Annotated in this window: 18 protein-coding genes; 9 read left to right on the top strand and 9 right to left on the bottom strand. The window is 35.1% G+C overall.

Annotated elements, in window-relative coordinates; all coding sequences use genetic code 11:
• The first annotated feature begins 266 nt into the window (after positions 1–266).
• Entirely contained in the window at positions 267–968 is a 702-nt protein-coding gene (gene modB / locus JMX95_RS02110) for a molybdate ABC transporter permease subunit (RefSeq protein ID WP_201559918.1), read from the top strand.
• A gap of 46 nt (positions 969–1,014) precedes the next feature.
• Here modB and JMX95_RS02105 read toward each other — a convergent pair whose 3' ends face one another.
• Both JMX95_RS02105 and JMX95_RS02100 read right to left on the bottom strand, forming a co-directional pair.
• Complete coding sequence (locus tag JMX95_RS02105; protein WP_201559917.1) at positions 1,015–2,019, bottom strand: D-cysteine desulfhydrase family protein; 1,005 nt, start codon at positions 2,017–2,019, stop codon at positions 1,015–1,017.
• Positions 2,020–2,324: 305 nt separating this feature from the next.
• Complete coding sequence (locus JMX95_RS02100; protein WP_227675931.1) at positions 2,325–3,128, bottom strand: DUF5020 family protein; 804 nt, start codon at positions 3,126–3,128, stop codon at positions 2,325–2,327.
• 1,577 nt (positions 3,129–4,705) lie between these two features.
• Here JMX95_RS02100 and JMX95_RS02095 point away from each other — a divergent pair.
• The 5 genes from JMX95_RS02095 to JMX95_RS02075 all read left to right on the top strand — a co-directional run bounded on the left by JMX95_RS02095 (position 4,706) and on the right by JMX95_RS02075 (position 11,503).
• Positions 4,706–5,608 (top strand): helix-turn-helix transcriptional regulator, encoded by a 903-nt coding sequence (locus tag JMX95_RS02095; RefSeq protein WP_201559916.1) that lies wholly within the window; start codon positions 4,706–4,708, stop codon positions 5,606–5,608.
• Between the two features lie 101 nt (positions 5,609–5,709).
• Positions 5,710–7,809: a hypothetical protein gene (locus JMX95_RS02090; protein ID WP_201559915.1), complete on the top strand. Its 2,100-nt coding sequence runs from the start codon at positions 5,710–5,712 to the stop codon at positions 7,807–7,809.
• On the top strand, positions 7,787–9,700 hold the full coding sequence (locus tag JMX95_RS02085) for a dynamin family protein (RefSeq protein WP_201559914.1): 1,914 nt from the start codon (positions 7,787–7,789) through the stop codon (positions 9,698–9,700). The genes JMX95_RS02090 and JMX95_RS02085 overlap by 23 nt, the downstream gene beginning before the upstream one ends.
• Positions 9,684–10,682: a hypothetical protein gene (locus JMX95_RS02080; RefSeq protein WP_201559913.1), complete on the top strand. Its 999-nt coding sequence runs from the start codon at positions 9,684–9,686 to the stop codon at positions 10,680–10,682. Before JMX95_RS02085 ends, JMX95_RS02080 begins: the two co-directional genes overlap by 17 nt.
• A gap of 89 nt (positions 10,683–10,771) precedes the next feature.
• Positions 10,772–11,503, top strand: coding sequence for a YaaW family protein (locus JMX95_RS02075; protein ID WP_087813553.1), 732 nt, complete (start codon positions 10,772–10,774; stop codon positions 11,501–11,503).
• 263 nt (positions 11,504–11,766) lie between these two features.
• Here the strand turns inward: JMX95_RS02075 and JMX95_RS02070 are convergent.
• A protein-coding gene (locus JMX95_RS02070; RefSeq protein ID WP_201559912.1) for an IS3 family transposase occupies positions 11,767–12,932 on the bottom strand; the annotation gives its coding sequence in 2 pieces (ribosomal slippage) (positions 11,767–12,674 and positions 12,674–12,932; 1,167 coding nt in all).
• A gap of 157 nt (positions 12,933–13,089) precedes the next feature.
• On the opposite strand from JMX95_RS02070, the gene JMX95_RS13740 reads away from it, so the two are divergent.
• On the top strand, positions 13,090–13,410 hold the full coding sequence (locus tag JMX95_RS13740) for a hypothetical protein (RefSeq protein ID WP_265089708.1): 321 nt from the start codon (positions 13,090–13,092) through the stop codon (positions 13,408–13,410).
• 579 nt (positions 13,411–13,989) lie between these two features.
• On the opposite strand, the gene JMX95_RS02060 is transcribed toward JMX95_RS13740, so the two are convergent.
• The 5 genes from JMX95_RS02060 to JMX95_RS02040 all read right to left on the bottom strand — a co-directional run bounded on the left by JMX95_RS02060 (position 13,990) and on the right by JMX95_RS02040 (position 21,683).
• The gene (locus JMX95_RS02060) at positions 13,990–14,568 is read right to left on the bottom strand and encodes a hypothetical protein (protein WP_201559911.1); all 579 of its coding nucleotides are present in this window, start codon (positions 14,566–14,568) and stop codon (positions 13,990–13,992) included.
• A 24-nt stretch (positions 14,569–14,592) separates the two neighbouring features.
• On the bottom strand, positions 14,593–17,637 hold the full coding sequence (locus tag JMX95_RS02055; protein ID WP_201559910.1) for a tyrosine-type recombinase/integrase: 3,045 nt from the start codon (positions 17,635–17,637) through the stop codon (positions 14,593–14,595).
• A 2-nt stretch (positions 17,638–17,639) separates the two neighbouring features.
• The gene (locus tag JMX95_RS02050; protein ID WP_201559909.1) at positions 17,640–20,171 is read right to left on the bottom strand and encodes a hypothetical protein; all 2,532 of its coding nucleotides are present in this window, start codon (positions 20,169–20,171) and stop codon (positions 17,640–17,642) included.
• Positions 20,172–20,289: 118 nt separating this feature from the next.
• Positions 20,290–21,465 carry an Arm DNA-binding domain-containing protein gene (locus JMX95_RS02045; RefSeq protein WP_201559908.1) on the bottom strand — a complete coding sequence of 392 codons (1,176 nt, stop codon included), beginning with the start codon at positions 21,463–21,465 and terminating at the stop codon, positions 20,290–20,292.
• 2 nt (positions 21,466–21,467) lie between these two features.
• Positions 21,468–21,683 (bottom strand): hypothetical protein, encoded by a 216-nt coding sequence (locus JMX95_RS02040; RefSeq protein ID WP_020442991.1) that lies wholly within the window; start codon positions 21,681–21,683, stop codon positions 21,468–21,470.
• Between the two features lie 124 nt (positions 21,684–21,807).
• Between JMX95_RS02040 and JMX95_RS02035 the strand changes: the two genes are divergently transcribed.
• Together JMX95_RS02035 and JMX95_RS02030 are read left to right on the top strand one after the other, a co-directional pair.
• On the top strand, positions 21,808–22,029 hold the full coding sequence (locus JMX95_RS02035; protein ID WP_265089045.1) for a helix-turn-helix domain-containing protein: 222 nt from the start codon (positions 21,808–21,810) through the stop codon (positions 22,027–22,029).
• Between the two features lie 227 nt (positions 22,030–22,256).
• Complete coding sequence (locus JMX95_RS02030; RefSeq protein WP_201559907.1) at positions 22,257–22,535, top strand: hypothetical protein; 279 nt, start codon at positions 22,257–22,259, stop codon at positions 22,533–22,535.
• A gap of 538 nt (positions 22,536–23,073) precedes the next feature.
• On the opposite strand, the gene JMX95_RS02025 is transcribed toward JMX95_RS02030, so the two are convergent.
• Positions 23,074–25,062 carry a DUF3800 domain-containing protein gene (locus JMX95_RS02025; protein WP_201559906.1) on the bottom strand — a complete coding sequence of 663 codons (1,989 nt, stop codon included), beginning with the start codon at positions 25,060–25,062 and terminating at the stop codon, positions 23,074–23,076.
• Between the last annotated feature and the right edge of the window lie 16 nt (positions 25,063–25,078).

Here is a 25,078-nt window from a genome sequence, read left to right as displayed (position 1 = left end):
AAAAAGCACCCTAATAAGGTGCTTTTTTATTTTACGCTATGATTGTTTTGCAACAGACCATAATCTTGTTAGGTTTTAATAAATAATATGGACACAAGAAGACTGATACTGTGACTGATAAACGCTACACTGTTTGTTTATCAATGCGCTTTGTTTATCAACGCGCTATTTATAAAAGCTGACATTATATTTGTCTGTTCAATCTTTTAATATTAGATACAATAGATCCTTTACCCTCATAACGAATGGCAACGAGCAGTGACATTATGATAGACCAATCTCTTATGTCCGATATGCTTAACCCATTTTGGGTCAGTATTAAGCTTGCTGGTGTCACTACCGTTTGTCTATTACTGTTCGCAACGCCTGTGGCTTATTGGCTCGCTAAGCCCAGTCGTAGGCAAGTTGTGTCACGTCTTAAAGTTTTGCTCATGGGCATCATTGCCATGCCATTGGTTTTACCGCCTACCGTCATCGGCTTTTACCTTTTATTACTATTAAGCCCTAGTGTCGGTATTGGTAAATGGCTTAGCGAACATAATATCAGCCCCTTGATATTTACCTTTGAAGGTCTTGTCATTGGTTCCATTATTTACTCCTTGCCTTTTTATATTCAGCCTGTCTACGCCCAATTTTTACGTATTCCACAAAGCGTGATGGAAGTGGCACATTTATTGGAGCCAAGCCGTTTCAAACGGTTTCTCAGAGTCGCTCTGCCACAAGCACGTGTCGGTATTGTGCTCGGTAGCTTAATAAGTTTTGCCCATACTATTGGTGAGTTTGGCGTGGTTTTGATGATAGGGGGTAGTATATCCGATGAGACTAAAGTGGTCTCGATTGCGATATACGAGCAAGTAGAGGCGCTAAATTACGAGGCAGCGCACATGATGTCTGGGATTCTCATCATTATGGGAGTGGTTATGGTGGCGCTGATTGCTAGTGTAAGCCGGCTGAATCAACGCTCATAATATTGCAGTTAATGCCTATAGCTTGAGTTAATGCGTTAAAATTTATTTATCCATTTCTTTTCATCATATCTAAGTCACTTGAGTAGGCAAATAAAGCTGGTGCACCGCCCGTATGCCAAAATAAGACACGATCGGTTTTCTTGATTTTGCCAGACCGAATCATATCTATGAGTCCGCCCATCGCACGACCCGTATAGACAGGATCTAAAAGTATGCCTTCTGTTTGAGCTGTCATTGCAATGGCTTCATTTTCTAATGTACCAACCACGCCATAGCCTTCGCCCACATAATTAGAGTTGAGTATTAAATCGGTTTCTGAAAACTGATGATCGGCACCAATAAGGAAGGCCGTGCTATTGGCAAGCGCGACGGTATACTGATCAAAAGGCACTTTGTCTGTTTCGCCTTTATCGATATTGATACCTACGATTTGGGCGGGCGAGTTGAGTATTTTTTTGCCAAGCATCAAACCGGCTTGTGTTGCCCCAGAGCTAGAAGCAAAAACGATATGAGTAAATGATAGGTCCATGCTTTCACGTTGCGATTCTAACTCTTTAAAAGCTTCTACAAACGCTAAAGCACCCAGCTCATTGGAGCCGCCATAGGGTATGACATATGGTTTTTTGCCTTGTTTTGTTAATTGCTCAACGATTTTAGGAATATCTTCTCCTTTACGATTGGCGCCTGCCCAATGGATGTGTGATCCAAAAATTTTGTCTAATAAAAGATTGCCACTTGTTTGTTCGGGTTCTTCTCCACCCAATACTAAATGGCAGTCAAGTCCCAAGCTTGCCGCTGCGGCAGCAGTTTGGCGACAATGGTTTGATTGTGCGGCACCTGCCGTAATCACGCAATCAGCACCTTGAGCAAGGGCATCACCCATGATAAATTCAAGCTTACGGGTTTTATTGCCACCCAATGCCAGTCCCGTGTTGTCATCTCGTTTCATAAAAATAGTAGGGCCATCAAGCGCTTTACTCAATCTGCTGAGCGCTATCAAGGGAGTGGGGAAGAAGCCCAATGATTGTCTGGGTATGTGGTTATATTCCATATTTTGTCCCTTTTATAATAAAAAAATGCTGAATAAGTTTGAAACATAGCCATTGATAAAGTCAGTTAAAGATGATTATTTAGCGGCTATAAATAGCCAGTAATTATACGTCGTAAAAGCCTCATAAAACATATGAATGCTTATTGCTTATCTAGCTTGAGAATCAGTGGAATCCTAAGAGTTAATTTATCAAATATAAAACAAATAGTCCTCATGCAAGCTGTCAATTTTGCATGAGGACTATTTATTTTATTAAGAAAGAGTTGAAAGCTGTTTTAGAACTATTCGTCAAACCAATTAGACGGTTAAAAATGAAACTTCACTAGAGCGCTAGGCACATTTTGAGTTGTATCACTACCATACTTATTTTTCCAATAGCTATATTCCATACCGACCTCTAAGCGATTATCAATGCCTAATAGTGGTTGTAAGTTATACTTTATTTGCGGATTGATATGTAGTTGGTTTTTTAAGTCATCGTTGTTAAAAGAGTAGTCTACATAACCATCGACCACAAAATTGTTTTTCTCCCAACCGTAAGTTAAGGTGATTTGCTGGTCATCATCAGTATTATCATTGAAGACATGATATAGGGAAGCAGAGGCATACTTCATACCTGAAATAGGAACATTCAAATCTGCCCCTAGTCCTATCATATAGTTGTCTTGGCTAAAGCCTTTGCTGTTCGAGCCAAACTCATATTGCCCCGCTAGATTGAGCTGTTTGATAAAGCTATCATCGAAAGTTGTAAGCTTAAGCTTGGGCGCAAACTCACCATACGTTTCTTTAAATCTATTGTTTTCAATATCATTTGCGCCTTGATGACGATCGACGAAGAAAAATACGCCGCCCCAACTGTGGGTAGATGCGTGCTCCAGAGTGATGGTCGTCAATTCTCCGTCTTCTACCAGCTCATAGTCATTACCATATAGTACAGAAAGACTGGTATCGGTGAAAAGCACCTTTGCATGGCTGCTGCTCATCGTACTCAAGGCAACGATCGCGGCTAAGGCCGTGGTTAATGAGCTACTAAAAAACAGTTTTTTCTGAATATTGGTTCTACATAATTGGCTAGCCAGTGGCAGGTTTGCAAATAAGTGATAACGCACAGTAATATTCCTTTATATAGAGTGGGTCATCCTAGCAGGTTGGATATATGACAGAAGCGCGTTTTAACTTCCTGTCAAAACGGGTCAACGCTGCTAAGGATAAAGCGCGGTCAATTTTCGATAGCAATCTAAAATAATGAAGATAAATGCTATCGATATAAGTATTGTCAAAAGTATAAAAAATGCTCTGTTGGCTATGTTATCCGCAATAATTCTTAACACTTTGAAACAGTTAAGCATGTTTTATAGTGAGTGACAACCATAAGCTGGCTAAGAAAAACGGTCTATCAAGCCTTCTAAGTATTTGATATTACCTAAGTTTATGATTTTATTAAATTAAATGACTAAATGGTCAGCTTTATTATTTTTGTAAACAAGGAGATGTGTTGAAGTAGCTGGTAGGCTAAACCACTAGCAATAATTATTACGATTCAGAGTAGTGAAAAGAGCTGGTAGGGTGGTTAAGGACAAATGATATGAGAGGAAAGTTAATAAGGGTATGGCAGAATTAATAGACACAAAAAAACCTCAAGTAAACTAATACTTGAGGCGAAACTTGCTTAAACTCGAGAGTTTAAATTCGTTTTAAATATGGCGCAGCGGACGGGACTCGAACCCGCGACCCCCGGCGTGACAGGCTAGACCCACCATATTTCGTTAACCTATATTAAGTAACATTAACCTACAAAGCTTTATACCAAAAGAGTTATAGATGATTTTTTATTAGGACGTTTAGCGTATTTTAATATATCTTAGCAAGGGTAATAAATATATTTTGGTCACTGAAATAGCATAATAATTAGGCATTTTTGATATATAAATGCTTAATTATTGGGCTAGTCATTCTGATTATATTGGTCGTTTTTTTCATTCTTCCCCACTCATATCTATGTTGTTACTATAATCTAAGAAGCCGCAGCATAATCCATTATACTGGATATAGCTGCATTTTTATTCATTCATTCCTTTACGAATCGATACTCCCAAACACCCTCCAAAATTTTTTCCAACTTCGTATTATTGACACAACCTGTCATACCCCTACGCTACACTAATGCTAGATCTGTATCTATGAGTGTTAGCAATGATCTACCTAGAAAAGTTCTTAGGGAAAAGTGCAGAGGTAAGAGACTATTAAGCGATCTCTCTATAACACGGCAACGGCCTCAAAACATTCCTATTTGGTTTGAATTTAATTCCGGCCAACGTATTAATCTGAATAGCAATGTAATTATTGAGGATACAACAGGCTTATACCAGTTTTTTGCAACGTTGTGGACAATGTACTATTGCTAAACAAATTAATGTGAGCTCTAGGTTTGTACTGGTACCGCGTATTCATGCTCATATTGTTTTTTATAAAAGGGATTATCGTAATTGGCAACTTTAATATTGTGTTACTTCTCTGAATTAGCTTTGCCATGTAAATAACATGAACATGAATAACTTAGCTAAGCAATGACATAAGAGCGTTAAATATTGGTTGAGAAATCTAGATAAAAGTGCATAATAACATTTCTGTATAGTTCATGTAATATTATTATAATTTTTTATACAGTGTGAACTGAGTAATAGTAATGGAATTAAAAAAGCATGAACGCCTTGCATATCGCTTATCTGATATTATCGTTAGACTCAACAACGGTGAACGGTTAGATATTTTTGAGCTAGCAGATATCTATAAGGTATCTATTCGTACCCTAAAAAGAGACTTTCAAGATCGTCTAACTCTCTTAGATTTTAGTGAAGCAGGTCCACAGTTTTATTGTCTCAATGCCAAAAAAATTGGATATTTAGATATCACTGATATCAAACGCTTCGCTAACTTTGCCAGTGTTCAAGATCTCCTACCAAAAATTGACCGCCAATTCTTTCAAGAACAATTCAATCAAAGCATACTCGTTAAAGGTTTTGCTTATGAAGACATTAGCGCGCGTACTAATGAATTTAAAGCCATCAATCAAGCTATTACGAATTGCCAATATATTGAATTCGATTACTGTAAAATCGGCGAAAGCGCTAGTGACAGTAGCAGCAAACACCATCATTTAGAGCCTTATCACCTACTCAATAAAAATGGTATTTGGTATGTAGTTGGCTGTCGTCATGGACAAACACGGACATTTTGCTTTACCCAAATAGTCAACCTGCAAGTTAATAATAAGACCTTTGCATGTTCTGAAGATATCAAAGAGAAAATCCTTAGTACGGACAGTTTATTCTTTGGTAATCAAATCAGTGAAATCGTCTTACAAATCGATGCGAAAGTTGCCGGATATTTTGAGCGTCGTGATCTACTACCCAATCAAGAGCTGCTACGAAAGCTTGATAATGGAGACTTACTTCTGATATGCAAAGATGTACACCCAAGAGAGGTCGTTTCTATCGTCCAATATTGGATACCACATATCTGTATCATTAGTCCGAGTGAAATTCAGGAGCAAATGACAAAAGTCTTAAGGAATTACTTATCGATATAACTAAATACATATAATTGAAATTTTTATTGTTTTTAGGCTTAAACGTATATTTATTCAATGAGTAAGAGTAATTTTTTGAACTGCAAAATGGAACGTAAAAAATGAATGCTGAATATTTAAAATTGTTAGAAAGCAACTTAAGACAGGTAATGAACATTGCTTGTGATCTTGATAGTTGTAGTAAAGAGACTTTGAAAAAAATTGTTGAAACTTATCGAAAAATTCACTTGAGTCGTCTGTTAGCTAACGAATACTTCGTAGCCATTGGAGGTACACAAGGAGCAGGAAAAACCACTTTGCTAAGCACCATCTACAATGCTGATGATTGGCTTACTTCTAATAGTGGTCGGGGGGAGCAAGTTCCTGTATTTGTTTATGAGAAGCAAGGAATTACAGAAATAACGGCTAGTAAGATTGTTTTTAACACAAAAACAAAAGAAGAGTCTGAGATTGAGTGTGCCAAAGAAGAGTTTAAAAAGATTATTACTCAATGGGAATGCGATGGTAAAGATGATGAACGTGTCGTTTACGTCAAATTATTTGTACCTGTAGTCTTCGACATTCCATTTGGTTGGGTGTTACTACCAGGGTATGAGGTGGAAACACATAAAAACTACGCTTGGCAGCAGCTTATGCGCTATGTCATGACTCATGCTCTAGGCGTTATCCTTGTAACTAGTGAAGAAAGACTGGCACATGTGCAAACTGATATTACTGATGACTTAGCAGAAAGCTTACAATCGCGTCAGCCCGTTATTGCTATTTCTCGTTCAGAAAACTATCGTGATAATGAAGAAAAGATAAGCCAGCTCACTAAACGAGCAAAAGAAGTCTTTAAAGTTTCAGAGGATAAAGTCATTTTTACAGGAACAGATCTGAATAACTGGAAAGATAATTTCGAAAAAGCTGTAATACCTCTATTAGATAAAAACTCTGCTGTAGAAAATAATAAAATTCATACTTTGCTAGAGGTCATTGATAATGATTTATCAGAAGTCATAAACGATCTTGAAGGATTAGCCCTAAATGCTGAGGTTAGCGATAGTAATCAAAACAGCTTAGTAGATAAGCTTATAAAGAAGTTTGATAACTCTGCTAATAAATACAAGCAAGACTTATCAAAGGAGCTTAGTAAAAAAACTACTAAATTGGTAAAAGAAGCAATCGAGCAGGCCCAAAAACAATATGATAATGAAGAATTAGGTCTTATAAACAATACTAAAATAGGCTTTCAGCGCTTCACACTTAATGGCTCAAAAATTGATGATAAACGTAAAGAAAGAGTTAAAGGTAATTTTACTCCTACAGCCGTTATGACTTCGAACTTAGCGGCTATTAATGAAACTGCTCAAAATCAGTTAAACTTAAAGCTAAGTAATCATACACCTAACAACTTATTAGGTTATTCAGATACAAAAATGGACAATTACGAAGACTCTCCAGCAGACTATCATGAGTCAGTTAATGCAGGACTTAGAATATTATTAAGAAAAGAAGAGTTATCTGAAAGTGGTAGCAGCAAGAAAAACCATAACGAAATAATTGAAAAAGCCATTGAGGTACTGCCTGCTGTAGCAATGGAGTATTCTCGCATTGTCCAAATTGCTTATTTACATTCAGATGGAGATACCATTGCTTTAAAAAACAAGATCGAAAATAGCAACCTTGACACAACAGATCTACAAGGATTGATGGCAAATGTCGTTAGAGATACTGATACAACGGCTGAAGGTATCAAGACAGTTATGGGCATAGTTGGGTCACTAACAGGCTTGGACATGATGGATGGTAAACTTGATGGGCAGATTGATTTTTCAGATAATCCATCGAACAGCAATGATGGATTACAAACAGCTGCGTTACTAGCTACTAGAGTAGCAGGTTTAGCAGTTGCAATTGGTGCTGTAGCATTCACTGCATACCAAATGTCTAACTCCGTTAATCTAACAGATAAATCAAACAAAACATTTATTGAGGCATATGCACAAGATTTAGGACGCAAAAACGATGCGATGGTAATTAGTGAGTATGATGAGCATATGCAAAAAATATCACAGTATTTACGTTCAAATTTAGAGCAAATGTATGGTATAGGTTCAACTGATACTCAACATCATCTGATGGTTGCACTCAAATATTTAAAAAATGCTCATAAAGACGTACGGAGAGTATTGAACAATGAACAACTTAACATGGCCTGAAGTTTATCAACATAGATTTGAGTGGGCTAAATCTGCTCATTCAAAGTTTATGCTAAAGTTTGACAACGACCTATATTCAACACGTGAAATCAAAGATCAAATATTTGTTGCTGTTTATGGCGCTTCACAAGTAGGCAAAACATCTTTAATCCTTGAGCTAATAGGCGTACTTCCAGAACACTATAGTACGGTTCAGAATGTTCTTAGAGCAGATAGAGACTATGGAAGATCTGCTACAGCAACAGTAGTTCGCTATCGCGCGTCTAATGACAACTACTGGCATATACATGATGTTAGCGAAAGTAGCAACGATAAGATAAATTTAAATAACAACCAAGCCAAAAAGGTTTTAGCAAAAATTCGCTCTGATATGGAAGTTATGGGGGGTCAATATAATATCGAAGAAATTGACATCAGTATTCCTGAAGAATATTTGAGTAAAAAAAGTGATCGATATAAAGACATTGTCATTCGTGATTTACCAGGAGTTAAAGCAGAAAACAATAATGAGCGCGAATTTGTTACTAAGGCGATTAAAGATAAGATTGAAAAAGCTGATTTGGTGCTATTAGTCACTACTATCGATAACATAGGTTTGGTAGTACAGCCTGAAAACTTAGAATTAGATGAGTTGCAAAAATGGAGGGTTAACCCACAAAGATTTAAGATTGTCTTTACTAAGTTTTATTCAGACGACTCAAGTCTAAGGCTCTGTAAGCAACTTCATGAGCAAGAAGGTTCTATAAATAAAGACGATATTCGCACTCATATTCAAGAGCAAATATATACTTTAGATAATGACTGGAAGTGGGATGTAAAAAGCCAACTCTACGCATTAGAGGTGGGAGATAGTTGGTATAAGCTTGCAACAGACCCTAGTGAAAAGCTCCAACCTCTAAAAAGTATTAGAAAGGATTTCTTTGATGAGCTAAACGATGTTATCTACTCTGCTAGCAATCCTATTATCAGGCTTTGTCACGGATATCAAATCGGTAAGATTTCTAAGAATTTTAAATCAGAAAAAAACCAAGAAGCTAATATTGATCTGTCTAGGATAGAAAAAAAGATCAAAGATATCGATAATGAAATAAAAGATAGTAATATTAATATCAATAAGCATCAAATATCTATTAATGGCGAGAAAGAAGATTTAAATAACCACATAGTATATATCAGTAATTTTTATAATGACTGTAAAAATAAACTTTCGCATGTAAGACTCGAAAATTTAGAGAAAATCATAAAAGAACCTAAACAAAAAAATACTAATATGCTAGATGACTATTTACGAAAGAATATTTCAAATATCCAGGATGAGTGGGAATTAATAAAACGAGAAAGTATAGGTAGTATTAATTTGAGTGATTTTCCTCACTTAAGTGATATAGATGATATGCAAGCTCATCTAAACAACTATGCCTTTGAAACCTATTTCTTTCAAGACAATTATAATAGTGATTTAAATAAAATAAAATCTATTATAGATAAACAGTTAGTAGTTATAAACTATTCGCTAAAAAATTCTTATTTGAAGTATCTAGGATATATAGAATTAGAAAGCAAGAAAAAAATAAAAAAATCTGAAAATATTATTTTAAAGCTAAGAAATAGAGAAAGAGATTTAGTCAAAAAAAGATACCTTTTACACAAAGAAAAGTCGAACTTAGAAGAAAGCTTAATCAGATTTAACTATGATCGTAATTTAGAAATAGAACATAGTAATAACTTCTCTGGGTTTGTCCAGAATGAATTTAAACTAGCCATATCTGATTTTTCAAATCTCGCTAAAGAAGAATCAGATAATATGAGAAAACTATATTGGATAATGTTAATTAGACAATTAAATATTGACTTTAAAGTTGTAGAGGGAAAAAATGAAGGAAAAAATTGATTACGAAGAGTCTTTTGATATATTAGTAGAAGATATATTTGGCAAGATGATAGAAGAAAAAAACTCTAACCAAAAAGAGGAAATGCTTTACGACATCGAACTTCAAATAAACTATACTAAACAAGAGATCTCAAAAAATAGTAGTAAATTAAGTGGGGAAATATGTAGACTTGAAGATTTTATCAAAAATGATATTGAGTTAGAAGATGTAGCAAAAAGGATAAAAAAAATTGATAATAAGTCTCAGGACTTGTTAAAATCTATCGACGAGTATAGTGTTGATACAAAAAATAATTTATCAGACTTAAAGTCATCATTAAAAGCCAGTAATAATGAAAATACTAATAATATTGCTGAAACCCTAAAAAAATATAATCAAGAATTAATTAAGAGTGATGAACTATTAACTAGCTTACTACAGTCTTCAGATCTGAGCCATAAGAATTTAGCTGAAGAAACAATGCAGGCTATTTCTGATGTTAGCCAGTTACTAAACAATAATCTTAATACTTTATTGAGTAATATAGAGGATAACCGTCAGTTTACTGATGATACATATCAGAAATTTATAGAGGTTTTCCAGAGAGAGAAAGAAATATTACTAGAACACTCCTCTAATTTAGAAAAATTATTTTCTGAAAAAAATAGTCATAATTTTAGTAAGTTGTCAGAAGAAATTTCTATTATCAATAAATTGGTTTATAGTAAATACGACTCTTTACTACATCAAATAGATAAAAACAGTCAAGTGATAGATGAAAAAACCACTTCAATTAACAAGACTATTGAAGCTAAATATGAACAACTAACCTTTAACCTAAAGTCTACCACAGATGAAGCACTTGTTAAGTCAAATAGTAATTATGACATTACACAGAATAAACTGGATAAAATATCCTTATCAAATAAAATTTTAGTTACTTTAAACTGCCTTTGTTTAATAGCAGTTATAGTTGTTATCTTTTTAATGTATAGTTCTTAAAACGTAACTTTTAACTAAATATATTTTAATCGCTGCTTAACTGCTCTGAGCATACTTTATGAAGGTCTATATAGACTTGGAACCTAATTATGAAAAATACTGATATTTATGACAGTAACCTTAATACTGTTTTGGATAAAGCATCTAACGAAGATCTTGATCCATTAGTTGAATATCTCAGTAAGAAATTTTCTTGTGATCTAGTAGTAGATACAGTCTATAAAGAGAACTCCCCTAATCATTCAAAATATGCAGATTTAATTGCAAAAGAAATAAGGGATATGGGAGGGAATTCATTCATGAATATGTTTCGAGGCTTCGAAGGACCGTCATACCATGAAGTTGTATGTGACGTAGCCTCTAAATTGAAAGCAAATTATGACAAAAATGATAGTATAGAAAATATTGAAAACTCGATATTAGAAGTTATTCTGACTAAAGCTTTAGAAAAGATGACAAATGAAGAAAAGCAACTACTACTAAAGGAGATGGGAGGGAAGTCGAATATTAATATAGCACTTCTCTCTACGAAGAGTTTTATTACTTTATTTAGAACTGGGGGTTTTGCTTCATATCAGATTACCCTGATTATTGCTAACCAAATGTCTAGAATGTTACTAGGCAGAGGACTTATGTTTGCAACTAATACTGCTTTGATGAAGTCAGCATCATTACTTACGGGTCCTTTTGCATTAGCAGTAACTAGTGTATGGACCGCTATAGATATGTCTGGACCTGCCTACAAGGTCACCATACCATGCGTCATACATGTTGCTATGCTCAGAAAGAAAGTTAATCGAAAACGATTTAAATTTTGGTAATAAGAAAAGCAAAATATTTAACTTTTGACTGTTTACCACGGTATCTATCTAATAGTAGAGTTATTTTCAGAACGTCCAAATGACTAATGTTCTGGAGGGCTATTCCTGTCACTATTATTACTTTAGGTGAAGTACTTTTCAGTTCCTACAGCTACACTATTGGTTCACACCATTAGACAAGCTTATATTCAGGACTCATAACATATTTTCAAAGAAGTGACCTATGCTGTCAAATCTGTAGACATTGACTTGGGAGATTTTAGTTACGCAGCTTGACGATAAGAGTCAAACCACACATGTCTTGGCGTTTTATAGCCCAAACCCTTTTGGATTCTAGTCTGGTTATACTCAAGCTCAATATATTTAATGATGTCATTGATAGCTTCGAATCTCATTTTATAATCCTGATGATACACTAACTCATTTTTCAATATGCCCCAGAAACTCTCTATCGGAGCATTATCAAAGCAATTACCACGTCTGGACATTGAACCCTTAAATTTATGCTTCTTAATGATCTTATGATAGTCATAACTACAGTACTGACTGCCTCTATCAGAATGCACAATCAGCCGTTGGTTGGGTCGTTTGTTCTTGATGGCCATATTGAGTGCACGGCAAACTAAATCTGCTGTCATACGCTTGTGGATAGCATAGCCGACCAGCTCTTTAGTGTAGATGTCTTTAACACCTGCTAAGTATAGCCAACCCTCATCTGTCCATATGTAAGTGATGTCACTAACCCAAGCTTCGTTAGGACGACTGGTATCAAATTTTTGATCGAGCAGGTTTGGATAAATAAACTTGTTATGGTTTGAGTTGGTGGTAACTTTAAAACGCTTGTGACGACGGCAAACAATGCCGTATTCTTCTTTAATGCGTCTTACCATGTATTGACTGATATGATGGCCTTGCTCTGCAAGATGAGCATGCAATCGCTCACAGCCATAGCGCTGCTTAGTTTCATCATGAGCCACGCGAACCAGCAGCTCACACTGGTTGCGGTGGATCTGCTGATTACTAACACCACGATTTATCCAGTTATAATAGCTTGATGGCTTGACATCTAATACGTGACACATACAAGTGATGCTAAATATTTTCTGGTTATCCTTGATAAAGACGTACCTCATCAACTGTGCTTCGCGAAGTACGCCGTGGCCTTTTTTAGAATATCTCTCTCTTCCTGAGCAACTTTGAGATCACGTTTAAGACGTTTATTCTCTTCTAGTATAGCCATGAGCTCAGGATCATATTCTTTAGTACCAATAAGCTGGCCTTTATCAGCTTTGTTTTGCCAGTTAGATAATGTCTGCATGGCGATGCCAAGCTGCTTTGCAGTCGCTGAAACATTGCCCTTATTATCTGCTATCTTTTTAACGGCTTCAGCTTTGAATGCTGCACTATAGGTTCTGATTTTCTTAGTCATGATAAACTCCTCATTGAGTCGTTAGTTTACCAAGTTTGGTTCTACAGTTTTTTCAGCATAGCTCAAAGTATTTACTACAAAATAAGTAAGCTAATTAACCCGAGTTGTATAATCTTTATAATTTCGGTTTTTTCACATCGAAAAAGTATAAATCAATATGAAAAATATCTTAATTAATAGTTACTACCAAACTCAAAAATCTGAGTTTTCTGACCTATTTCGCTTGCGTATGCATCGCTCATTAAGTTGGCTGTCTAAGGCAACGAGCGTCGATGATGAAGACATACGTTTCATCACTCTATGGATTGCGTTCAATGCAGCTTATGCTCGTGAAGTAGCCTTGTTTACCACTAGTTCAGAGCGCAGTGAGTTTAGACGCTTTATACAGCTGGTATGCAGTCTAGACATTGACCAACAGGTCTACAAGTTAGTCTGGGAGAAATATTCCGGTAGCATTCGTATATTATTGGATAACTAATACACTTTTCAGCCATTTTGGGATTATCAAAATGGTCTGATTAGTCAGCAAGCATGGGAAGAAGATTTTAAACGAGCCAAAGATAAAGCTCACCGTGCACTTAGTAATAAAGATACAGATACAGTATTAGCGGTAGTATTTGATAGGTTATATACCCTGCGTAATCAAATAATGCATGGCGGTGCCACTCACAATAGCCAAGTCAATCGTTCGCAAATCAAGGATAGTGGTGCTATCTTATCTGCTATCTTGCCGTTAATGTTAGAGATCATGATGGCAAATCATAGCAAGATGGATTGGGGAAAGCCATTTTATCCGGTCGTAAACTAGCAATTATTTTAGTATAAGCTTCTTACTATAAACAGTTCAGTTCAAGACTAGTTTTTGCCGCCTCATTCCTAAAAATTAGGCTCTGTCAGTACTATGGTCGGATGTTGATACATGCCCTACCTAAGGTTTCAGTTAAAGTGTTATATTGCTCCTCAGAGCTGCCCAAAAAATTGGAAGGTCTATTAACTTTTAGTTTAGAGAACTTTGATAAAACAATCTTATAACTATTCATATCGTAACTATTGATTCTCATAGAGGATTACTGTGATTTTTAATTGTGTTGCGATCCATATCTAACAGTTCGGAGTAATCAGCTTGGCGCAAGTAGTTCCTCCTATTATCAAACACCTCGTTCCAAATACTACTATTATAATCTTGAGTAATTTTTCTTAGTGCTGATTCTATAGAGCCAGGCCTTTTGAGCGAGATTAAAGACATAGATCTAATAAAATCCATAAAAATAAAATCAACTACATCTTGATTGAAATCCTTCTCAATACGCTTTTTATGTTCAGTGTTAGTATTATCTTTAGACGTCTTATAACTGAGAAAAAGCGTATTACTTTCATTAAGTTCTCTAAGATTAAATAGAGGTGAAAAACAACCTCCAATCAATAGATATTTATTAGCACCTTTACTTATCAGTGAGACATTATGGATAGGTAGACTAGGGTAACAATCAAATCTATCGCTTATCAGCTTAAGATACTCTTCTTGCCCTCCTGCAACATATGCTTCGATAATCAACTCATAGAGTTTTTTAGCCAATGGATGTAAGTCAATTTTAGTAATATTCTTAAATCTGATGGTTTTTGCGGATAAATTCATTTTATTTAAACCTCTAGATTTTATCTAATTAAGTTTTTCGCCTATCATGATGTATACATAATGACAGAATATCTGTAATGTCCGAACACTCCACTGGCTAATAGGAATATTAGAATCCAGTCTATTCTCAATTCTTATAGGCTGAGTTTGGCTCGTCAGTGAAAGCTCAGCTCGAATCTTCTTTTGATATGATTTAACTTTTGCGTAATCGAGTTCATTAAACTCCATTTGTGATCTAGGTATAGTCTTTAATGCAAGATTCCAAGAGGTTTGATCTGCCTCTGAGGCCTGCTCATAATTATAGACCTTTAAGCTAATATCTTTTTTGTATACTAGCTGGCAGACAATTTCAAGATAGTTGTAAATGTCTGCAGCATGCTTAAAAATGATAAAGTTCTTACTGGGTTGAGCGTTAATAAGGGTATGAAAAACAAACTTATTAATAGCACCTTTATCATTACTTCCTTTATAAATATCACGAAATTTATCTGTCATTCGTATCATATTTTTTCTATCGTCACCGTATCTATCCTTTACAGGTAGTAGACTGTGCTTATTGTTTGGATCAAATAGTCTAGGATTACCTTTTGTAGTTTGAAACTCTGATGCCCTCCTTAGTTGCTGCGCATTGTAAAGCCATTTTTCAAACGTATCTTGACTGACATCGTAGATATGCATGAGGTATTCATAGTCATCTTTTTCGGTGTAAGCTTCCAAAATTTGATTCACTTCATCGAAAGCATATCTTTTGTTCTTATCAGTTTGTTTGGTTAGATTCTCGCTAACTGATTTACTACTCTTAGGCTGTGGTAACTCTGGTAGTTTCATCTTGTATATAAGATATTCATTAATTTTTAATGGTACGTTTTCAATTTCATATTTTCTTCTTCTTGGAGTTTTTAGTAGCGGAGCATGTTTAACAGATAGTTTAAAATCTACATGATATAACAGTAGTCCAATTTGAATATCAGTAAGATGCACATAGGATGCAAACGTTGTACTAGGACTGGCGTGACCTGCTACTCCTGCTAAGGCGTATACTTTTTTGTAGGCGAGACTCGTCTCGAAATGATTGATAATATTGACAGCCTGCTTATCTTCATAAGGTAGTAGGCTTTTTAAGAATTTTGCACTTGAATGGTTATTGAATTTATAATCTTTATCGTATAAAAAGGAAATCAATTGAAAATTAGTCAGGCAGCTGTGTCTTAAATGATGCGTAGTGAGGTATTTAAGACCAGTAACTTCTTTTATAAGGGTACTAATTATTTTTGAGATTGCATTAGAGTTATATGGCATGCCAGCTTGATTTGCTATGAGTGTCTGGTTTTTGTACCTAGAACGTTTGATATATACACGTCTTATGAGTTGCATATCAGACTCTAGCAATAATTGAGAAAGTGATATACGACGCAGTGCAGAGAGGCTTTTATTGTTTCCAAATTTGTTATTTCGAACTTCTAGATAGTTCTGTGTCTCTGCAATATCTCTTATTCTTATCTTAACGATTTCACCAATCCGCAGACCACACCGTTGACCTAGTATCAGTGTTAGGCTTATAGCCTGCTTTTCATCAACAGTCATAGTGAGACTATCAATTTTATTAAGTATAGCTTGGAACATACTTTCTGAAATGTAACCGACTCTATGATGAGGTCTATCACTCGTAGCAAAAGGAGGTATAGATTCGATATTATGATGCGCAACCATATACTGATGAATTTTATCAATTAATTCAGCAGCTGCGTTCGCGGCCTTTGGAGTTTTACTAAGTTCGATCATCTCAGTATATAGTGCTACAAAATCATCTTCTTGATAGTCCTTTAGACTCGCATTTTCTGTCAGGGCTAACCATCGATTGGTAATTCTATTGCTATAAGTCTGAATGCTAGAGACCATATGACTGGTTGTCATTGATAGCAGCCAACCAACGATTGCCCTTTCGTTTAAAGGCGCATAACTATTTTTAAGTTCGCTATCGAGTTTTTTTAATTTTTTAACAAATAGTTTTTTAGAAATTTTATTATTACTATCACTTTTAAAAATCTTCGCTATCTCAACTACTAATTGAGAATTTGTTACTGTAGAAATATTATTAGAAGTACTAGGTACTTGGTTACTCAGCTGTGCTTGATTAGTTGTATCATGCCGAATCTCATATATGAGCGATTGCCAATTGGAAGTTGGTAAACTAAATGTATCTTCTTTGCCCGTAACGATATACCACATATACTCGGGCAAATTAAGTAAAAGGTAGTTTTCTAAAATGTACACTGCTGCAATTAAGAATCGTCTTAAGCCAAAATTAACGCTACTTTCTAGTGTCTGTCGCATGCTTTGATATAAATTATAAATGTTAATATTTTTTAGCTTATCTGCGACTGGTACTGCTTTTTCTTTGATATAGGACTGAAGAATATGTGCTGATAGAGGAGATATAAAAACTTGCGTTTGGTGTACAGCTTCTGTCCCTACATAAGTGTTTGTATGATAGGAGCTATCGTCAACAATCACAGCAATGATTGGTAGACCATAGACTTGTTCAATCATTAAGCAGTCATCAGATAGCTGCTTCAATATTGCTTGTAGCACAGACACTTTTAGTACTGCACTATGAAAAATAAGACTTAAAAATACATCGTTTAAAGTTAGATCAATATTAGTTTGAGCTTCTAATCGTTTACTCCAGTCTAAATAGAAATCTAGTACGTCCTTACCATCAGAAAACCATTCCTGTGTGCGAAAGGAAGCTGGACGAGATGATTGAATAATGAGTTTTGGAAAACCTATAGTAATGTTTTTATCTTCCATACGATCTTGACAGTACTTTACGGCATGACTGTAAGCAGTAGAATACTTTCTTACATCTTGAAAATGCTTGTTAGTAGATAAATTTTTATCAAATTTAGCCCACATTAAATTGAAAGATTTTTGGTGGTCTTCTGATTCTAAAATTTTAATAAAATCAATATATTTATCTATTAGTTTACGAGCTATCAAAAAACGTTTTTCTTCTCGTTGATCTCGATTTTCTTTACGTATTTCAGCACCTGATTTATTATTACTCATATCTAGTGCTCCAACTTAATTAGTTTAAAACCAATATCTTTAGTCAGTTCATTTATAGTTTGGGCAAAAGCCCTAAGTTCACTTCGTTTTAATCCACTAAATCTATCGTAAAAGCTATATCCAAGCTCATCAGAGTGTCCCATCCAAGCACTGACCACATCATATCCGATACTGTCTTTGTTCAGAGATGGGTCAAAAGAATATTTTCCAATATGCTCGTTTTGTAGCGAGCGTATATAGTGACGAGGCCAGTTGAGTGGTAAAGAGATATAAGCTGATATACGTTTTTTAAGGAAAACATTATCCAGTTTTAGTCTAGTAACTGTGCTAGTTGCTTCATCCAGCTTCAAGTAGCATACCAGTCCAATATTGCCGTCTAGAATATTCGTATAAATTAGTCCAATGTCGTTCCCTAATTTATTAAAAAGACTAGCGTTGCCTTTGATAAACTTTATGTACTCGTCAATTTGTTGACATAATATAGCTGGTAGATATATAAATCTGCCTATAGTATCTTGCTGAACTTCTTTATCACTTATAAAATACAAACCTGTTCTGGTATGTATATCTGACAATCTTCCGAATGGCTCATTCACTGGGCGGTAACCGCTAGCAATGGATAGCCAAATATATAGATAATCGGTGAAAAAGTTATGCAACTCTACAAAATCACCTAATTTTAAAAAACTAGTTTTGCCAATTTTTTCTAGAATATTTTTCTTTAACTCTTCGATGATTGGAATTAATGGTTTTTTTTGAATAGCTAGTAAAGAGCCCATTTTCTCATCATTAAAATGGGGCACAGAGTTTTCATTAGTTATTTCGAAGAAAATGTCTATTCTTCCTTTGCTACCCTTGATGTTTTTATCATCAATCAGACCTAACAAGTGATTAGTAAATTTAAATTGACATCGATATAGACTATACTGAGAGACATTGTAATAAGGCAGCGCTGATAAATGATGTACAGGAGACTCAGTAATTACTTCTATCAAGGCTTTATCGATACCGTTCTGAGATAAGTAGCTAGTAAAGTAGTTTTTTATTTTATTAAAACTTAATCTTACTTTATACTTTTTATTGATTGCTTTGATATCGTTGATAGCTTGGGCATGAATCGAAATCATTAAATCATCATCCAATACGTAAGTCATCTCACGGTGTAGCTCTATAAGAACAATTGGCATGTAGAGGAAAAGAATACTTTCATTATTAGCACATAATTTTTTATCCCAACTTTCATCCGTATAACTACGTTTCGGTGCGAATTGAAGTTTATATCGATAGCCATTAAACCCATCTTCTAAATTATCTGATTGAAATATATTCTCATTACCGGTTAATAAGATCATTAGTAAATAGAGGGCAGATTGATGACTTAGGTCAAACTTAAACTTCTCATCTATACAACGTCCTCTATCTAGCTCGCCTAAATCTAGTTCCTTGAGCTTACAACCAAGGTACTTTACCAATGTAGATATATCATCTTCATGGGCTATATTGACACTAGTAACTAAATTCATAGCACTTTTTCGACGACTGTTTGATTGACCTTCAGCCCTTACCAAATCAAGATAATAGTTACTGGGAGTATTGACTGTTATTTGTTCAAAAAATTCTTTCTCGTTATCTTGACGTTCTTCATCTTCAAAAGCTTCTGTACTATTTACATCCTTAGTAAGATTAACTAAGTCGCTGATTGTATTGCCTGTCGTGTCATCATAATGTAATGAGCCATTAGCAACCTGATAGGTGGTACTAGTTACGCGAGTAATACCAGAGTCGTTTTTGAAATAGTTTTCTATCGGCAGGACATACTCATAAAGATATTTAGCTATACGCCTATTAAGCTCATTTTTAGCATTGCTGGAAGAGAATGATGTGCTCTTATTTAGTAACTTGTTACCATATTTTTTTATTTCTGACTCAAAGGTATCAGGAGTGCTATTTAACCATCTGGTGTAATGATCATTGTCTTGAGACTCGATAAGGTGGCTTTGGAGATCATTAAGACTCTCAAACTCTGTTATGTCTGGCAAAAATGGGACTAGGAATTCACGAATATTACTCGTTAAAAACCGACATTCATCAAGTGTGGTTTCAATCCTACTATCATAATCAGTCAACTCAACCATTTTAAGGCAGAGAAAAAAGTAAAAAGAACGAATGCTATTTATTTTTGGTAAGTCTGAACGACTGGCTAAAAAATTAATGAGGTAGAGATCTTTGAGATACTTATGACGTGTCTTTATGGTTTTTAGGAAGTTTTTCTGATCAATACCGCTTTCGTATATCTGTAGTTTCTCTAGTTCAGTTAAAGTAGAAACTGTATCTTTTGTTTTTACCCATTCAGATAAAGCATGATACTCACTTTCTAGCGCTGATCTGAATTGCTCAGGCAAAGTATCTTGTAGAAATTTTAATTCAACAAGTAAGCACGAAATTTCATCTATATTTGACCAATTAATAATATTTGTTTGTAACCATTCACTAATTTTGTAATCCCTGTTAGCTACTTTGTTGTCTGTATCCATTGCTACGCAACCGTTATAAGTCATTTAAATAACTGTAGCTCCGTTCATTTAAACCATCCAGCGTTAATACAACAAAAAGACACCTATTTGGATGTCTTTTTGTTGAGTATAGGCCTTTTCATAGGTTTTGTAGTATACCTCGGTCTTTCAATAGCTTATCCAGCGCACTTCCATCTTGACGAGTGAGGTTCGGCACATAACGCGAATATACTGTGAATAGCATTTTAGTGTTGCTATGACCCATTTGCGCAGCAATCCACTCAGGCGACTCACCAGCAGCGAGCCAAAGCGTCGCGGCTGTATGTCTGCTTTGATAAGGATTACGTTTATAAAGCTCTAAATATCGTAGTAACGGATACCAAACTCGCTTTGTTACATTACGATGATTCAAAGGACTACCTATTTTTGTACAGAAAACGAACTCACCTTGATGTTTAGTTAGGCTCTGCTGTTCAAGCAATGCATCATAAACTAGCTGGTTCATCTGGATGATACGATTTGAGCCTGTAGTTTTAGTCTCACCTATAACACCATTAACGACTGCTTGATCAACGATGATTTGTCGGCGCTCAAAATCTATATTCTTCCAGGGCAAGCCATCAATCTCACCTGTACGCATACCTGTAAAGAAGCGTACGATATAGTAAGGCTTATAATCTGCTCTCACATTATTGATAATGAGCATGACCTCATCTAAAGTAAAAGGACTAACATTACTTTTAGGCTCACTGAGTGGTTTTATATTCTTCCAAGGGCTGTCAAAATCAAAACGCTCAGAGGCTTCGGTCAGCACCATACGTAATGGCGTCATGATATGATTAATGCGAGACGCTGATAACGGTCGTCCGTTATTTCCCTCTTTAACTAGCTTGCCCCGAAAAGCCATTATTTTAGCTTTACTAATAGTATTCAGCGTTACATTGCCAAAATGAGGAGTTAGGTAAATTCTAAATATACCCTCTATATTACTTATCTGAGAGTCTCGCCATTCTGGCTTTTTCTCTTCTAACCAAATTTTGCTAAAGCTATCAAAGCCTGAGCTTGAGTCCTTATGACTATTTGTTGCTTTCATAAGCTCTAAGCTTTGAAACTGCGCAAGCTTTTTACTTTGTGGAAAATAGTTTTCGTACCGAAAACTCCCCAATTGAATGTCAGCTTCCATTCTGCTAACGAAGTTTTCTAGGCGCTTTCGATTGGGCTTAGTGTCTGTTAGTAAGGTTTGCTCTCTACAGCGCTGACCTATGTATCGGAAATCTACGTACAGGTTGCCATTACGGCTATTGATACTCGCCATGATTACGCTCCCGCTGCAAATGGAATAGTATCGTCGTAGCCTGTCAGCATCAGCTCTTCAATCTTTTGCCATATAAAAAGGATTTTTCTACCTCCAAATGGTTTGATGTAATGAACGCCCTCAATAAACACAGCATCTTTAAGCTGGTTGCGTATGGTCTTGCTGTCATATTTAATACGTTGTGACAGCTCTTCGGTTGTTAAATAGGTATAACTCATAGTAAAATCCTTACTAAAGATTAAAGTGTTATTATCTGATAGCTTTATGACCTGCTATAGAACATAATTTACACTAAAAATAATCTTTTGCAAGACATTTTTATCCACAGTAGGTTATTTTATTATGGAGGAGGTTATGGTGAAGTGTAATTTATCTAGAATTATGGGTGAAAAAAGGTTAAAGATTGCTGATGTGTCTAGAGACACGGATGTAAATAGAGGCACAATCACACGTATGTATAACGAAGAAGCGACAAGAGTGGATCTAGAGGTTGTAGAGAAGCTATGTTTATATTTGGATATTGAAGTGGGCGACCTTTATGAGATAGTTAAGGAAGAAGAATAAACCTCTCTTCTTTTAGAACCCAAGATAACGCTGCGCTTATCAGTTATTACACCAAATAATATCCAGCAAACTATAGTTTCTCAAATAGGTTAAATGTTCTATTAAGTAATAAAAAGCTCTATAGAAGGTTATTTTAAGTTGCAATGGCTCAAAATGTATGTATAATTTAATCTGTAGAAAGTCATTACGACTAACAGAAAGAAATATTAATCTACAGGAGATTATACATGAACACATTTATTAAACCGCCGCATGGTTCAATTTGGCTAAGTGCTGTAGCGATATCGCTATCTACCAAGCTTATGGCAAACCTGCAAATACAACAGGGTTCACAGTTAGCAAAGATGCTAGGCGTCAATCCGATATTTTATAATGATGAGGCAGTCAGGATATGGGTGCAACGAGAGTTAAATGAAGGATTAGCGCTGAATCGTTATACCTTAACGAATCTTGAGACCAAATTTTTGGCCATTATGAATCATTACGAGATTCCTTATTCGTTGTGATTAACCTTAATTATTTGGTTTGGAGATAACCATGAGCTTAAAACTTATTTTTAGCGCTAATGCAGATCAGTCCGACATACAACTATGTGAAGACTATTGGGCATACGAGCATGATGGGCGGTATGTAGAGTATATAGAAATACTCTGCAGACAATACCATATCGATTATCATATTTTGTTTGGCATATTAGCGGAGTGCCAAGCTTATTTAGATGATGTGCATTGTGAGTACTGTGGACGACCGTATCAACTTGATGTGCCAGCGGATATACCTTATATCAGAAAACAGTCATCTTGGTTTTGCGAACCATGTATTAGCTTTTCTGGCGGGCAGCTTACAGTTGGTAGGTAATAATTTAATTATACTCAAAAGCCAGATAGTTGAACTATCTGGCTTTTTTGATTTAAGCTTCTTCTCTTCTGCAAATATTCTTTCATTCTACTTTTTTTACTAAAGAAATATTAAAGAAGGGAATTTCACTATGGCAATTGAGCCAAATTAGTATTTCGATTATGTTTCTTACCAAGCTTAGCTAGCTTAGCTAGCTAAATAATATCGCAAGTTAAATAGTAGATTAGGTGAATCGCTATCTATTGATGCTTCGATACTATTTATATTTAACTTAGGGTGGTTAGAATCATAATGATTAAGGTTTTTTAAATTATTATTAATGAAGTCTAACTGAACTTGGTTCATTGCAGACAAATACTTTGCAATAGGACTTAATTCCACTAGTTCAAGGCTTTGTGCGCTCTTGAGGTAATCATGGGACTCTCTTTTCAAACCTTTAAAATGATAAAACAAGCTTAGCTCTCGACATCTCAACATATCTATATATTGCATGGAGAAACTATTTAATGAAATACCGTTCACTATATCGTTAACTCTCGTTATCAATTCCTTAATATCTGACTTTTCAGAGATAAGCAGTTTTTGATTTAGTATAAATAGAAAGAAGAAGTAGTCAAACTCTTGAACATCTTCATTTCCACTTATATAGTCAATAGCTACATTGATAGCCTCATCTAGTCGATGCTCTTTACTTAGTATTAGTAGTCTCAGGCAGAAAATACGGCTCTTATCAGATTTATGGCTTAGATAGGGTAATATATCTTCAATATAGCTTTGGATTACTTCTGTTTTATCAGAGCTATAATTTAGTGTCATGCAGCGTACTAGGGTGCTTTTAGCACGAATTGCCATACTAGAACGTAAGAAGTCTGACTTCTCCATATCAGGTGAAATTAACTCCCAGATATTGCGATACTCATCTATCATATCCCAATGAGCACGAGCTAAAACTTCAGACTTTTCAAAATCTAAAGAGTTAACGTATATCTCTATTTCTCTAGAGTGAAAATCTAATATTATTGGAAAATTGCTTGGGTCTGATATAATTCCGTTAATTATAGATTTTTGTTTCTGTACTACTTCTTTAGCCTTATCAACGTCACCGATATGGTTCAAGCACAGTAAAGTTAAATTATTTAATTTAAATTGAAAAGAATTAAAATTGCGAATACTTAGTTCTGTATTAGCATCTTCAAGTATACGTAGTAGCTTTATTAAAATATTTAATTTTTGAAAATAACTTTTATAGACTGTCTTATCACGCCATATCCTTTCTAATAGTCCTTCGAAGTATATTTTTGCTCCAGAAGAGCCTGTCCGTGTAAATACCGTCTTGATGAGTCGGTACAAAGTAGATTCATAATCTTTATTTTTAGGATGTTTATCTACTAATTTTAGGCTATCGAACAATGCATTAATATAATTTTGATTACGCTCATGATTCAAGATCCTTCTTAGTTCAGGTGAAGCAAAAGTTTCAAAAGAAAATAATTGCCGATTATCTTTTAAGTCGTTCAAAATCTTATAGTTTTCTGAAAATCTTTGGTTGTAAGTTATATTGCATATGAAGTCCGCACAAATTAGTCCCCATTGATATTTGGCATCTCTCATATGTACTTCTATATTGTTCAATAGGGCAATTTGTCCCGAAGCTACTAAGTCTGACTCTACTGCTTTAGGCAGTGCCTGCAATATTTCCTGATCAATATTAAATTCAGTAGTTTGGCGGACTGTATTAATCGTTCTTGTCGCTATAACTAAGTCTAAATGAGTTATTTCAGAATTGAAAAATTCGTGAACGGCAGTTTCAGCTTGAATAATCAAATCTAAAAGCATCAAGCGGTAGGTACGCTCAAGGTTATGGGCGCTGACTTTAGCTTTATTAATAGTAGTAACGAAGCAAGACGACGTATTAGCAGAATTTAAAGTTTTAAATAAATCTGTGGCAATATGTAAAGCTTTATCATTACCTGAGTTTCTACGTATTTCAGTTAGATGAAAGTCATCTTGACCGTTTAGCTCATATTTTTCGATAAGAGGGTGTATCGCAGCACGTAACTTATCTTCTGAACTCTTGAATGAATCAGCAATGATTAGTCCACCAATCAGCCAAGATTGATTAGGACTTTCAAAATCACCCGATTCATCAATGTACAAAGTAAAATGACCATTCATAAAACTACATCCCTCA

The sequence above is a fragment of the Psychrobacter sp. NC44 genome, assembly GCF_904846655.1.
GTDB lineage: Bacteria > Pseudomonadota > Gammaproteobacteria > Pseudomonadales > Moraxellaceae > Psychrobacter.
This window is presented reverse-complemented; position numbering and strand designations above follow the sequence as displayed.